Source organism: Streptococcus sp. 27098_8_66 (genome assembly GCF_041431945.1).
In the GTDB taxonomy this organism is placed as follows: Bacteria; Bacillota; Bacilli; order Lactobacillales; family Streptococcaceae; genus Streptococcus; species Streptococcus dentalis.
In genome coordinates this window covers 65,201-78,305 of sequence record NZ_JAPVYS010000004.1, presented here as the reverse complement: position 1 = coordinate 78,305, position 13,105 = coordinate 65,201, and the positions used below count along the sequence as shown (strand labels likewise).

Annotated in this window: 13 protein-coding genes; 5 read left to right on the top strand and 8 right to left on the bottom strand. The window is 44.9% G+C overall.

The genetic code is table 11. From position 1 onward, the window contains the following. Positions 1–243: 243 nt before the first annotated feature. The 5 genes from O3642_RS04675 (at position 244) to O3642_RS04655 (ending at position 4,432) form a co-directional block, all read left to right on the top strand. The gene (locus O3642_RS04675; RefSeq protein ID WP_371605508.1) at positions 244–1,002 is read left to right on the top strand and encodes a threonine/serine exporter family protein; all 759 of its coding nucleotides are present in this window, start codon (positions 244–246) and stop codon (positions 1,000–1,002) included. A gap of 4 nt (positions 1,003–1,006) precedes the next feature. After that, on the top strand, positions 1,007–1,474 hold the full coding sequence (locus O3642_RS04670; protein ID WP_003008808.1) for a threonine/serine exporter family protein: 468 nt from the start codon (positions 1,007–1,009) through the stop codon (positions 1,472–1,474). 106 nt (positions 1,475–1,580) lie between these two features. Further along, positions 1,581–1,805: a hypothetical protein gene (locus tag O3642_RS04665; protein WP_269795816.1), complete on the top strand. Its 225-nt coding sequence runs from the start codon at positions 1,581–1,583 to the stop codon at positions 1,803–1,805. Positions 1,806–1,997: 192 nt separating this feature from the next. Next, positions 1,998–3,170: a hydroxymethylglutaryl-CoA synthase gene (locus O3642_RS04660; RefSeq protein ID WP_371605507.1), complete on the top strand. Its 1,173-nt coding sequence runs from the start codon at positions 1,998–2,000 to the stop codon at positions 3,168–3,170. Continuing rightward, entirely contained in the window at positions 3,170–4,432 is a 1,263-nt protein-coding gene (locus O3642_RS04655; protein ID WP_371605506.1) for a hydroxymethylglutaryl-CoA reductase, degradative, read from the top strand. Before O3642_RS04660 ends, O3642_RS04655 begins: the two co-directional genes overlap by 1 nt. A 49-nt stretch (positions 4,433–4,481) precedes the next feature. Here O3642_RS04655 and O3642_RS04650 read toward each other — a convergent pair whose 3' ends face one another. The 8 genes from O3642_RS04650 to O3642_RS04615 all read right to left on the bottom strand — a co-directional run bounded on the left by O3642_RS04650 (position 4,482) and on the right by O3642_RS04615 (position 13,076). Next, the gene (locus tag O3642_RS04650; protein ID WP_371605505.1) at positions 4,482–5,309 is read right to left on the bottom strand and encodes a PrsW family glutamic-type intramembrane protease; all 828 of its coding nucleotides are present in this window, start codon (positions 5,307–5,309) and stop codon (positions 4,482–4,484) included. Then, positions 5,302–6,963, bottom strand: a complete 1,662-nt coding sequence (locus O3642_RS04645; protein ID WP_371605504.1) for a C69 family dipeptidase — start codon at positions 6,961–6,963, stop codon at positions 5,302–5,304. Before O3642_RS04645 ends, O3642_RS04650 begins: the two co-directional genes overlap by 8 nt. Positions 6,964–7,375: 412 nt before the next feature. After that, positions 7,376–8,380: a type 2 isopentenyl-diphosphate Delta-isomerase gene (gene fni / locus O3642_RS04640; RefSeq protein WP_371605503.1), complete on the bottom strand. Its 1,005-nt coding sequence runs from the start codon at positions 8,378–8,380 to the stop codon at positions 7,376–7,378. Beyond that, the gene (locus O3642_RS04635) at positions 8,377–9,384 is read right to left on the bottom strand and encodes a phosphomevalonate kinase (protein ID WP_371605502.1); all 1,008 of its coding nucleotides are present in this window, start codon (positions 9,382–9,384) and stop codon (positions 8,377–8,379) included. The genes fni and O3642_RS04635 overlap by 4 nt, the downstream gene beginning before the upstream one ends. Then, a complete protein-coding gene (gene mvaD, locus O3642_RS04630; protein WP_371605501.1) occupies positions 9,374–10,324 on the bottom strand; it encodes a diphosphomevalonate decarboxylase in 951 nt (316 codons plus the stop codon). Before mvaD ends, O3642_RS04635 begins: the two co-directional genes overlap by 11 nt. Further along, positions 10,306–11,184: a mevalonate kinase gene (gene mvk, locus O3642_RS04625; protein ID WP_371605500.1), complete on the bottom strand. Its 879-nt coding sequence runs from the start codon at positions 11,182–11,184 to the stop codon at positions 10,306–10,308. The genes mvaD and mvk overlap by 19 nt, the downstream gene beginning before the upstream one ends. A 172-nt stretch (positions 11,185–11,356) precedes the next feature. Next, on the bottom strand, positions 11,357–12,298 hold the full coding sequence (locus tag O3642_RS04620; RefSeq protein ID WP_371605556.1) for a serine hydrolase domain-containing protein: 942 nt from the start codon (positions 12,296–12,298) through the stop codon (positions 11,357–11,359). Between the two features lie 10 nt (positions 12,299–12,308). Further along, positions 12,309–13,076: a CppA N-terminal domain-containing protein gene (locus O3642_RS04615; protein WP_024055030.1), complete on the bottom strand. Its 768-nt coding sequence runs from the start codon at positions 13,074–13,076 to the stop codon at positions 12,309–12,311. Between the last annotated feature and the right edge of the window lie 29 nt (positions 13,077–13,105).

Below are 13,105 nucleotides of genomic sequence, written 5' to 3'. Positions count from 1 at the left end.
ACATTTATTTTCGCTATTATTTGGCTCTTTATCCTGATTGCACTGATCTTTTTAGCAACCCTTCTCGTCCAGGACAGCACCGTGCAGCACCACCACCCGAGTTAGCGAATGATAAGCCTAAACAATAGCTATTCTAAACGAATTCAGAAAGGATAAGAAACAAACTAGAATTGTCAGATTTTAGTTCTGTCTCTCGTCCTTTTTTGCTATAATAGAAACAGATTATTTAGTAAGAAGGAAATTATGGAAGAGTCAAAACAGATCAACCAAGTGATCGACGTCCTGATGTTAGCTGGAACCCTCCTGATCGAGAGCGGTTCTGAGATTCACCGGGTCGAAGATACCATGATCCGGATCGCCCATTCACAGGGAATCGTCGATTGCAATGTTTTAGCGATGCCAGTCGCTATTTTCTTTTCAATTGAGAATGCTAATGTCACGCGCATGAAACGGATCTTGCGGACTAATTACAATATCGAAAAGGTCTGTGATGTCAATCAGATCTCTCGTCAACTCGTCTCTGGAGAGATCGATCTCGAGCAAGCCTACCAGGCCCTGAGCGAGTTGAAAATGAAGCGCGTTCCTTATACCAATCTCCAGTTGACCATTGCGGCAACCCTCAGTGCCCCTTTCTTCTCCATCATGTTTGGAGGAAATTTCTATGATGCGATTGGAGCGGGTGTTGCGACTGTCTTTGCCTTTGCTTTTTCTCTTGTCGTTGAGAAATACGTTCGCATTCCTTTTGTCACTGCTTTTGCGGCAGCCTTTGTCTTTGGTTTTTTGGCCCATATCTGGACGCGCTATAGTGGTTTTCCTTCCAATACCGATCTCATTATCGCAGGCTGTGTCATGCCCTTCGTTCCTGGAATCGCTATGACCAATGCTGTCCGAGATCTGATGAATTACCACCTCAACTCTGGGATGAGCAAACTCTTTGAGACTCTCCTCATTACTCTTGCACTTGGTGCCGGTACAACCGTTGCCCTCGTCCTTATGAAATAAAATCATGAACCTAACTGAATTTTTAATCCAAGCGGTGGCCAGTTTGATTGCCATCATCACCTTTTTAATTGTCCTAAATGTGCAGCGCTCCATGTTGATTCCTGGAGGAATCCTAGGTATGGGCATCTGGCTACTTTACTATATCCTAAAAGGGCCTACCAATGTCATCGTTGCAACCTTTATCGCAGCCATTGTCGGCTCCTGTATCAGTCAGATTTTAAGTATCATTCTCAAGACGCCTGTCGTGGTCTTTATGTTGTCCATTCTCGCGCCCTTGGTTCCTGGATATATTTCCTATCGAACCACTTCCTTCTTTGTCAGTGGCCAATATCGCCAGGCAGTAACCAGCGTGACCCTGGTGGTTATTCTGGCCTTGGTGATTTCCATCGGGATGGCTAGTGGCTCTGTCGTCTTGAAACTCTACCATTCTTATCAACGTCATCAAAAAAGAAAAACGACCAATGCCAACTAGCATTGGTTTTTCAAAACTTATCTATGTAATCGCTTGTATTTTTGTTTAAAAGTAGTACAATGATAGTGAAATAACAAATCCTTTAAAGGATGCGAGGTGCTGTATGATGATAAACAAGTATATCAAGTATCTTCCTTATATGATTCTAGGAGCCCTCTCCTCCTATCTATTAGCGACTGATTATGCCCGCAATTCATTTGACTTGTTCTATCTGACCTTGAACTTTATGATTGTGAACATCGCTATACTCATCTTCTTCGAAAAAGTTCTAAGAGACAAATGCAAAGAACTCTTCATACGGGTCATGAGTAACCCTAAAAAAGATAGCTAAACATAAGATTTGAAAAGCCATCTGAGGATGGCTTTTTCTTATAGATTCTCTATTTTTCTTTGAAACATTGCAAAATCGGTCCCGAGAATGATTTCCTTGCTGATCTAGCTTTTTCAAGGGAGTTTTACCCTTAAATATGGTAAAATAGTAACGAAATATACTAGTAGATATCAAATAAAAAAGAGGTTAAGAATGACAATTGGGATTGATAAGATTGGTTTTGCGACGAGCCCTTATGTCTTGCGTTTAGAAGATTTGGCTGCTGCTCGTGATACTGATCCCGAAAAACTGAGCAAGGGTCTTCTCTTAAAAGAACAAAGTGTGGCACCGATCACAGAAGACATCGTCACATTGGCTGCTACTGCAGCAGATGATATTTTAACAGACGAAGATAAAGAAGCGATCGACATGGTAATTCTTGCGACAGAATCTGGAATTGACCAGAGTAAGGCTGCTGCTGTGTTTGTCCATGGCTTACTAGATATCCAGCCTTTCGCCCGCTCTTTTGAGATGAAAGAAGCCTGCTATGCTGCGACTGCTGCTTTGGATTATGCTAAACTCCATGTTGAAAAATTCCCTCAGAGTAAGGTTTTGGTCATTGCCAGTGACATTGCTAAATACGGAATTGGAACTCCTGGAGAGCCAACACAGGGGGCTGGAGCGGTTGCCATGCTGATCAGCCACAATCCTCGTATTCTATCTTTTAACGATGACAATGTTGCCCAAACACGCGATGTCATGGATTTTTGGCGTCCAAATTATGCGACAACTCCCTTTGTGAATGGGATTTATTCAACGCAACAATATCTAGATTCTCTGAAAACAACTTGGGCGGAATATCAGAAACGGACTGGCCTTACCTTGACAGACTTTGCGGCCGTCTGCTTCCACTTGCCTTATCCGAAATTAGCTCTCAAGGGCTTGAAAAAAATCCTGGATAAGTCAGTGTCAGAAGAGAAAAAAGATCAATTACAATACAACTTTGATCAATCGATTCTATACAGCCAACGCGTGGGAAATATCTACACTGGATCTCTTTTCCTAGGCTTGCTGTCACTACTGGAAAATGACCCCAAACTCAAAGCTGGAGACCGAATCGCCCTCTTTAGCTATGGAAGTGGAGCGGTTTCTGAGATCTTTAGTGCCAATCTCGTTCCTGGTTTTGAGCAACTCTTAGATCACAAACGCATGGAAAAACTGGACCAACGTACGGTTCTTAGTGTTGCTGACTACGAACGACTCTTTTATGAGGAAGTAGATCTAGATCCTAGTGGCAATCAAGTGTTTGAGCCTGCTACTCATCAAACTTTTGCTTTGACAGAGATCAAGGAACACCAACGCACTTACCAGAAAGTAGAAAAATAATGGCACGATTACCAGGTTTTGCAAAACTTTCTCCCACAGAACGCATAGAGGCCTTACTGAAGGAAGGCCTCTTAACTTGGGATGAAGCACAGATCTTAAAAGAACAAAAGGGACTCCCCCTTTCTATTGCAGATCAACTGACGGAAAATGTCTTGTCGACTTTTGACTTGCCTTTTAGCCTCGCTCCTTATTTCCTGATCAATGGTCGTGACTATGTCCTTCCCATGGTCACAGAAGAACCATCCGTGGTCGCGGCTGCCAGCTTTGCAGCCAAGCTCATCCAACGTTCGGGCGGTTTCACCACCCAGGTGCACCAGCGCCAAATGATCGGTGAGATTGCTCTGACGGATGTTAAGGATTGGGAAATTGCGAGCAAACGCATCCTAGATGACAGGGAAAGCCTTCTTCAGCTGGCTAATGAAGCCTATCCTTCTATCGTTAAGCGTGGAGGTGGAGCGAGAGATCTTTGGGTCGAAAACAAGGGAGACTTTCTTATTGTCTACTTGGCTGTCGATCCTAAAGAAGCCATGGGAGCCAATATGCTCAATACCATGTTAGAAGCTCTGACCGATCGTATCCAGGAACTCTCTGGTGGTCAGGCCTTGATGGCAATTTTATCCAACTTGGCCACTCGCTCTTTGGTGAGTGCACGGTGTGCGATCGATTTTAAAGCACTGAGTCGAAATCCTGAAGAAGCCATTGAGATTGCCCACCGGATGGAGCTAGCTAGCCAACTGGCTCAAGTGGATCCTTACCGTGCGGCTACTCATAACAAGGGAATTTTTAATGGGATTGATGCCCTGGTCCTTGCAACAGGCAATGACTGGCGGGCCATCGAAGCAGGAGCCCATGCCTATGCTGCACAAAGTGGTTCTTACAAAGGTTTGAGTCACTGGACAAGTCAGCCGGAAGAGAAAAAACTCTATGGAGAGATCACCCTACCAATGCCGGTTGCGACAAAAGGAGGCTCGATTGGCCTCAACCCAACGGTTCAGGTCAGCCACCGTTTGCTAGGAGAGCCTTCTGCTATTGAATTAGCAGGTATCATTGCTTCGCTCGGTTTGGCGCAGAATTTCGCGGCCCTCAAAGCCCTTGTCACCACAGGAATTCAAGCAGGACATATGAAACTCCAAGCACGCTCCCTAGCCCTTCTAGCAGGAGCTAAAGAAGAGGAAGTTCCCCGATTGGTCAGCCAACTCCTTGAAAACAAACCCTTTAATTTAGAAAAGGCACAAACACTCTTACAAGAACTGAGAAAATAAAAGAACTAAGACCGACGTCTTAGTTCTTTTATGTTTGTAAAAGATTTTCTTATTGTTTTAAAAATGGCAGATCGGGATGTTTCTTGGTATAGAGAACCACTTCGATAAAGGTCCCTACTTGGACGGCAAAGAGCAGTCCGACGAGAAGATTAATTCGATGGTCTGTTTCATAAAACGGAGAATTCCATAAGAAGTGATTGGCTACTGTCGAGACAACACACCAGAGTCCAAAGAGTTTTTCCTTTTTCTGGGTCACTTGAGATAACAAGAGGAAGACACCAACGGATACAACAGCTGTATAGAGGGCGTGTGAAGCTAATCCACCAGAGATCCGGTTAATGGCCTCAGTAACGGCGGCTAATTGGCTAGTTTTTGTTTGGCGGGCAACGTACCCTAAATCCTCAATGATTTGAAAACCAAAGCCAGAGCCCAAGCCGGCAATTAGAATCGCTTTTAGATCTTTCTTACCAACCATCAAGACAACCCAAAAGGCAACCAGAGCCTTAAAGAATTCCTCTGAGAATGGAGCTGTCAAGGCATCGGTCCACTTGTTAAAGACAGTGGCATCCTTGATCACATGGCTATTTATAATATCAATCAAGCTATTGCCTGAAAAGCTCAACCAGCCTGCTACGAAGGCTCCTCCAAACATGGCAATCCATAAAACATAAGTTGGGACAGACAACTGCTTGGCCAATCGTTTTGAAAAGAGATAAAGCGGGATAATAATAGCAGCTAAGACAGACAAGTTTAAGACCAAGTCTCTGCCTGCAGACTGGCTAAATTCTTGTTGAGAAAGATGACCGAGTTCAAACTCCAAGCCAATTCCTGCAAACAGTAGAAAAAGATAGATAGAGGCTCTTTGAATTTTAGTCATCTTGTTTTCCTCCCTTTTGTTTCTTTGAGCGAATCAAGTAGATCACAATCGCTAGAAGGGTTGCCCCGAATAAGCTTGCTGCTAGAATGTAATCATAGTCAAAATCAACGAGATCAATCTTTTCTTCATAAGCAGCATCTTCTTCGTCATCTAGATCTTGCAGAGCACTTTTTCCGTGTTCATCTGCTACCTTTTGTTCTGCTTCTTTTCTGATTTCTTGCAAGCGTTCGAAGGTTTTCTCAGCTCTTGCCAAGCTTTCCTCTGTTGCCTTCTTACTAGCTTCTTCAGGCTGAGAAGCAAGAGCGATTTGTTCCTTATCACTCAGATCTTGTTCAACCATCCACTGAGACTCCAACCGTTCCATTTCAGTACGAATCGCCCCATCTTCGAATAAATCTGGATACTTGGCCACAAGGTCATTGATTCTTGAAATGGTCCAATACCAAGAGCGATCATTGTAATGATCCCCTAATTCTTGGTAGGCTTGATAGGTGTTGAGAATATTTCCATAGTAGGGTAGGTATGGAGCATTTCGTGGGCTACCCATCGACAGCCACATGGTGCCTCCACCTGCACTCGCTGGGACATCGTCTTTCAGTTGGAAAATATGGGCCTCCATGACATTTGGATTGGAAATAGGGTATTTATAAACCGCATCAAACTCCCCTTTTTTCGGAATGCCTTTTCCATCCAGCTCCATTTGATCCTGTGGTTTATATTTGGTTCCTTCCAAACGATTGCGTTGCAGATTCATGGCATCGCGGAGAGTTAATTTCCGATCTGTTGTATGAAGAAGGTCAAAAGACGCATCGTCATATTTAACAGGAGAGCTTGGGTCTAGCGATTTGATTCCCGACCAAACCCGAGAGCGATCTGCTTCTTGCAAAGGCGGATTATAGGATTGAGAAACGTGGAATTTTCCGTCCACTTCCTTATAGCTATTGGCTTCTTTGGCGACTTTTTCAAGATCTTTTGAGGCGATCGTGCGTTCGGTATCCGATAGATCGACATGTCCTAAGAAAAAAGTATTTGGAAAGACCGCAAACCGATCCTCTGGGAAGAGAATCGCTGCATATTGGTGACCAGATAGGATTTCCATATACCAGACGCCTTCTTTATCGGCAATGGTCACGATATTTCCTTCTGCAGCGCCTTTTTCTTCGACGATTTTAGCAATGAGTTCAACCCCTTCTCTTGCGGTTTTCACACTTGGGAGAACAATACTGGTCAAGCCCGATTCTGCGAGGCCATCCTTGACATAGGGATCCACCTTTTGGATCTTGTCATTTGCTGAAGCAGATACAGTGGCAGAAATGGAAACCCCATATTCATTGAAGCCTGCTTCGTCAAAAATTCCTTGATCTGGGGTGACATCTGGGACCGCTGTATACTTATAGCTAATCTCTGGCAAGGGATATTGAAAACCGTTGGCAGCATCTTCAAAGATGGCTCCTTTTTTATTGTAGACACGCTCTCTGACCACAAAATTTTTATTATGGTTGGGTTCTAAATCTTCGGTACGCCCTACCAAGGTCGAACCGTCGGCAGTCAGTTTCTTCCCGATGATGAACCCTGTACAAGCCTCAACAGGTTGAGCAATCAACAAAAGCGGAAGCAAGGCTGCTACAGCTGATCGAAAATAGTGCTTCTTCATCCTAAACTCCTTTTTAAAAATGTTTTTCCTTATTTAGTATACTCTTTTACAAGCCTATTTTGCAAGCGATTTCAGTAACCGTAAACGATTCGTAAACTATCAGAATTTTTGAGGGAAACACTTTTTCAAAAAAAAGAAAGAATTGGCTTATTTTGCCAATCCTAAACGAATAGGAACTAATTTTTAAGTAAAATAAGTTAAGTGATTCTTCAAAGAACTATAAAAGAGTTCTAATTTTCAAAATGAATCATAATATACGAAAACTTTCCGCCGTGAGAAAAGTGCCTGAAACGTTTTTGTTTCAGGCACTCGGGAGTTTTGAAACCTTAGGTTAAAAACTAAGTCATGGAACTTCGTAGAAGTTCGCTGACGTCCGTACTCACCTAAGGAAAGTTTCTAAAATGATTTTTCTTCATTTTTTCTGTTGCTGAGCTTGCCACAACTTTCCATAGAGGAGATAGTCGACTTCACGGAGCTCTTTCAGGTTCTGACAACCGAGCGCACAAAGGAGCAATCTGAGGTCTTCTTTCCATCCTTGGACAAGGACGATCACTTCTTCAATGCTCTTAGTCTCTACCATCTCAAGAAAAATGCGGGATAGTCCTACGCCACGTGCTCCAAGGACCAAGGCCTTGACCATATCAAGAGGATGACGGATACCCCCACTTGCTAGGACCTCAACCTGATCTATCTGATCCTGTAACTGTAAGAGACACTGCGCAGTTGACTGTCCCCAATCATCCAGATAAGCGCGATTGCCACCACGACGATTCTCAATATAGGCAAAACTAGTACCACCACGTCCAGAAATATCAACGGTTTTAATCCCAGCTTCTAGCGCCGCCTGGACTGTTTTAGGATCCATGCCAAAACCGACTTCTTTCAGGACTACTGGCACAGGAAAGCCCTGCCCATAGCTCTTGAGATGGTCTTTCCAAGTGTGGAAAATCCGCTCCCCTTCGGGCATGAGCAACTCTTGCATCAGATTCACATGGACTTGAAGAAAGAGGGGTTGTAGCTCTACCACTGTTCGCAAGCCCAAATCTGGCTCTTTATCGATGCCAATATTGGTCGCTAAAAGTAGATGAGGATGGTCTTTTTGGACCGCATACGATTGATCGCTCGGATCCTTCAGCCCTGCACTGTAAGAGCCAGTCACAAAGAGAATCCCACAAGCTTCGGCTACTGCTGCCAACTTTTGATTGATCTCTTTAGCCCGTTTACTCCCTCCTGTCATGGCATTGATATAAAAAGGAACCTCCCAATCACGCCCTGCGAAATGGGTTGTCAAATCAATCTCCGCTAGATCCACAAGGGGGAGGGATCGGTGAATCAGCTCGATCTCATCAAAGCTATTATAGGAGGAGCTTTGCTCCAAGGCATAGCGAATATGCTGGTCTTTTCGATTTTCGCTCACGAATCTCCCATCCTTTCTTGGTAAATGACTTCGATATTCTTATCCTTCCAGCGGTCTATCAAGGTCTGAGTCTCAACTGGGTCAAAACTAAGGGCGATTCCACAGTCGCCTCCTCCAGCACCACTAGATTTGGCACAGGCAGAAAGACCCTCTGTCGCTTCTTGCAGAACTTTCAGAGCTGGGGTATAGATCAAAGGGTTCAAGGCTTTTAGGTTCTTATCCGCACGTTTGATACTGGTCTCAATTTCTTTTTGGTTCCCTTCACGGAGGCCTTTTTCAAGATTCTTCACTGCACTCTGGCTCTCCTGAAGAAATTCTTCATTGATCGCTCCCTTGACCTGGCGGATTAAATCACTTGAAATCGCTGGTTCCTTGGTCCAACCAACCAGAAAATCATAAGAGATGGCTGGCTGGATCGAGCAGATTTGGTAGTCCCAATCCAGGTCTAAAACTTGTGAAAGAGGCTGAGAAGTCAAGACTTCATGCAACCAAGTCCGATCAAAGGAGTGGTAATAAATCAAGTCCTCGAAGGCAATACAAGCCAAATCGCCCATGGAACCATTGTCCCCTCTTTGCACCAAGACCACTGTTGCTAGTCGAAAGAGCAGATCTGGACTTAGGTCTAATTCATACAAAGCAGCCATGGCCTTGATCACGAGCAAGACCACACTTCCGCTGGAACCAATCCCATACTTTTTCCCCTCTTCGCCCAGTGTTCCTCTAAGGTGAAGATCAAAAGGTTTAGGGGCTATTCCCTGATCTTTCAGCCACTCTTCCATGAGCTGAATAGTCTCTTGAATCAAGGCGTAGTCCTTATTTGGGGTCAAATCTACACTATAGCCAAAAAGATCTGAGACCAACTGATAGGCTGTTGCTTCTTGGATAGTAGCTGACAGATAAATGGGAATAAACTGAATCACGGCTCCATAACCAGGTGTAAGCACCGCATATTCTCCAGCTAGATAGAGCTTGCCTCCGGTCTGTACCTGATACTTAGTCTTCATTTTGAGGATCCTTTGTCTTAGATACTATGGTCCGATAGCGGGCATCAAATAAAGGCACCAGCTGATCCAAGTCTTCTTCTAAACAGAGAACCTTAACGTTTGGCCCTGCATCCATAGTGAAGTAACAAGCATGGCCTGCAGCGCGAAGCTCACGGACAAAGTCCATAGCTTTGTGGCTTTCTTCTGTCAAGTAGCTAAAGGCTGGAGTGGCTGTTCTAGTCGTCGCATGCATAGCAAGGGCATTGCGCTCTGTCAACTGACCGACCTGTTCAAAATCATTGCCAGCTAGATAGTCCAGCATGTCTTTATAATCTTGTCGAGACTCTTCGATCCATTCTTTGAAATTAGTCGAAGTCTCCATGCAGCGTTTCATCCCTTCCCGGCTGGAAACGGACTTTTGCTTGTCATTGAGGACCAGCATGATCATAGCCAGTTTTAGGTCTGTTTGGACCTTATAAATTTCTCCACTTTCTTTGTCCCAGGCTGCTAAAGGGCCAAAGAAAGACCGCGAAGAAGAGCCCGAAGCAAACTTGGCTTTTTGAGCTAATTCCTCCTGGGTCAAGCCCAAATCATAGTACCGATTACAAGCCTTGACGAGAGCAGAGAGCCCGCTCGAGCTAGAGGACAAGCCTGCGGCGGTTGGCATGTTGTTGCTGGTATCCACCCGAACAAATCCTGCTTCATCTGCTGGCTTCAAGCCATCAATCACAGCTCCAATTTTGGCTTGCTCAGCTGGATTTTGGAATTCCCCATCGATGTAAAATTCATGCGCAGTCGCATCTGCTGGTAAGGGAGAGAGACTCGTCTCTGTATACATATTCTCTAAGGTCAACGAAATCGAACTGGTCGAAGGGACCATCTGTTTGGCATCTTCTTTTCCCCAGTATTTGATAATCGCGATATTGGCATAGGACTTAGCCTTTACAGGTTTTCGATCCATGTATGGTGCGCTCCTTCTTTTTCTAATGCATGGGCAATGGTTGCTGCTTCACGAGAATCCTTGACGAGGGCAATCACACAACCACCAAGACCGCCTCCGCTCATTTTAGCACCTAAGGCCCCTTTTTCAAGGGCAACGGCGACCAGGTGGTCTGCTTTTTCACAGCTGACCCCCACGGCTCTTAAGTGCTCATGGCAAGTAGTCAAAGCCTGTCCCAGGCTCGTTAGATCATTCATTTTCAGAGCCTCTTCCACCTGCTGGGTCAACTGACCAATCTCATGGAAATGGGGCAAAACTTCCTGCCCTTTAGCTTCAACCTTTTGAATCGCCTCACGGGTATTGCCGTGAATCCCCGTATCCGCAATCACCAAACTCGCTTTTATACCCAGCTCCAGCGGGTAAAAGCCGACATTCCGGATGAATTTAATGGCTTGATCACTCAAACAGGTCTTGGCATCGAGTCCGCTTGGATGCATATGGGCAATGGTTTCTGCTCGATTGACCAAGATTTCTAAGGTCTCATCATCAAGCTCCTCTTGATAATAGTCAAAAACTGCACGAATAGCTGCGATACTGACCGCCGCAGAGGACCCCATCCCCCGTTTTTCCGGTACCATAGACTGAATCCGGCAGCGAATCCGGGCCTCACGAATCCCGAGGTGCTCAAGAGACGCAAAAACCGCCATGGACAAGGTGTCGTCTTCAAACAAAATCCATGGGCTGTCTGCTGGGATAATCTGGCAGGTCACTTCGATATGATGGAGAGGCAGCGCAATAGCTGGATAGCCATAGACCACCGCATGCTCTCCAATTAAGATAATTTTACTATGCGCCTTTCCGACGCCTATCTCTTTATGCATATTCATCTCGCTCTATTAAGGTCATTACTATTTTAATATAAATCAGCCAAAAAAGCGATGCTTTTGAAGGAAATCCAACCTAAGACGGAGTCCAAAAATGGATCACCCAGAAGAGCTCCTTCTTATGGACAGACAAGAAAAGGCCGGGATCCGTTATCCCAGCCATCCATTTCTATTTCTCACATTCTTGTTTGATCAAGTCCATCAAAGAGTTGCGGTCCAAGATCCATTGGGCCCGTTCATCCTTCTCATAGGTCCGGTTGGACAAAAAGATCACAGCTTCCTGCTTCTTCCGATTGTACATGATAAAGGTTCCTGTATAGCCCGTATGATCCAACCAGTCCCCCTCTAGATTCCATCCGAGAGCGCGGGTTTTACCCTCTTCAGGCGCAAAATTTTGAGACAAGTCACGCGCAAAATCATCCCTCAGATAATGCTCTAAAAAGCGCTCTAGATCTGGAACCGTTGAAAAAAGTCCAGCACTTCCCGCATGACAACCCAATACTCTCGCTTTTGGATCATGAACACTTCCAGAAGCAAGCCCACGGACCGTTGGTACCGCCTGTTTGACCGGTCCGAACCGTGTCTCCGTCATCTTCCAGGGTGCAAAAATCAACTCTTCAAACAAGTCATCCAAGGACTGACCGAATGCTTCTTCTAACCAAAAACCTAGCAAAAGAAAATTGACATCGGTGTAATGAAAACTCTTGTCCTCTTTTAACTGCAAATTTTCAAGGGCTGCTTTCAATTGTCTCGCATCCAATTGATCCCGATTTGGAATAAAGGGATCAAGCCCAGAAGTATGGGTCAACAGTTCCCGGATGGTCGTCTTTTCATGAGCAAAACGTGGGTAGACCTCTTTAAAAGGGCGATCGAGCGCAAGCTCCCCTTTTGCATACAAAAAGGCACAGATAGTAGCGACTCCGACAACCTTGCTGACACTCGCCAAATCATAGACCAGATCAGCCTCTACTGGCTCTCCTTTTTCAGGATCTGCTAGTCCCAGATAGTGCTCACTCCACTGACCATTTCGGTAAAGCGCAAGAGAGGCACCTGGATAGATGCCTTCTTGGATTTGTTCGGTGATTTTTTTGATGATTGCCTTCACGCTCATCACTCCATTCTTATTCTTCATAAGAAATATGGACCTGATCTTGATTGGCTTCAAACCAGAGTTCGATCTGGCTCGGATCCTTAGCAATCAAGAAAGTTCCCTTACGGTGCACAAAATCGACAGTTTCTCCCAAGCGTTCTTTCACGACTTCCACATCAAAAGATGCCAATTCGACCTTGATCATGCTCAAATCCCAAGTCACCTTGTTCTCCACTTGGAGATCTTCTCCTTGAGCTTCCTGCAAATGGATAAAGTGGGCCAAAGCTGGCAAGTTGCTATAGAACTTCTCAGCCTCAGCAAAATCGGCCACATTGACCTCAAGAAAGTCCACATCAAAGCTGGTCAAACCTTTGAAATCTTCTGGCACGTCAACAAGAGGCGCTTTCTCCAACGGTTCTAGGCTTTCAAGATTTTCTTCAGCATGCACGAAAATGGTATCTCCTTGAGGAGACACAACTTCAAAGGCGCGACCATTAGCTCCTTGGTAAAGGGCGCTTGTTTCTGGCTGGCGGGCCAACAAATAATCAATTTCTTGAGCTTGTGCCACTTTCACCACGATGCGACCCAATTTCTTTGGACCTTCGACCTTACGCGAACGCATACTCGGTGACTCTTCTAAGACAATTTTCTCTACTTTTGAGGCATCTCCTAAAGATAGGAGAGCTCCTTCTTCCACTAATACTTTCATTCCCAATGTCTCTTCATAAAAGCGTTGATTGACATTTCGGTTATTCACTTTCAAGACTGGGATCACTCTTACGATCTGATTTGCTGTCATACTTTCCTCCAAGCACTTTTTATTGTAAA

Excerpts from the sequence above, each read along its gene's own strand:
- mvk (WP_371605500.1), bottom strand. The coding sequence starts at position 11,184 with ATGCATAAAGAGATAGGCGTCGGAAAGGCGCATAGTAAAATTATCTTA.
- O3642_RS04620 (WP_371605556.1), bottom strand. The coding sequence starts at position 12,298 with ATGAGCGTGAAGGCAATCATCAAAAAAATCACCGAACAAATCCAAGAA.
- O3642_RS04635 (WP_371605502.1), bottom strand. The coding sequence starts at position 9,384 with ATGAAGACTAAGTATCAGGTACAGACCGGAGGCAAGCTCTATCTAGCT.
- mvaD (WP_371605501.1), bottom strand. The coding sequence starts at position 10,324 with ATGGATCGAAAACCTGTAAAGGCTAAGTCCTATGCCAATATCGCGATT.
- O3642_RS04665 (WP_269795816.1), top strand. The coding sequence starts at position 1,581 with ATGATAAACAAGTATATCAAGTATCTTCCTTATATGATTCTAGGAGCC.
- O3642_RS04655 (WP_371605506.1), top strand. The coding sequence starts at position 3,170 with ATGGCACGATTACCAGGTTTTGCAAAACTTTCTCCCACAGAACGCATA.
- O3642_RS04675 (WP_371605508.1), top strand. The coding sequence starts at position 244 with ATGGAAGAGTCAAAACAGATCAACCAAGTGATCGACGTCCTGATGTTA.
- O3642_RS04645 (WP_371605504.1), bottom strand. The coding sequence starts at position 6,963 with ATGAAGAAGCACTATTTTCGATCAGCTGTAGCAGCCTTGCTTCCGCTT.
- O3642_RS04615 (WP_024055030.1), bottom strand. The coding sequence starts at position 13,076 with ATGACAGCAAATCAGATCGTAAGAGTGATCCCAGTCTTGAAAGTGAAT.
- O3642_RS04660 (WP_371605507.1), top strand. The coding sequence starts at position 1,998 with ATGACAATTGGGATTGATAAGATTGGTTTTGCGACGAGCCCTTATGTC.
- O3642_RS04650 (WP_371605505.1), bottom strand. The coding sequence starts at position 5,309 with ATGACTAAAATTCAAAGAGCCTCTATCTATCTTTTTCTACTGTTTGCA.
- O3642_RS04670 (WP_003008808.1), top strand. The coding sequence starts at position 1,007 with ATGAACCTAACTGAATTTTTAATCCAAGCGGTGGCCAGTTTGATTGCC.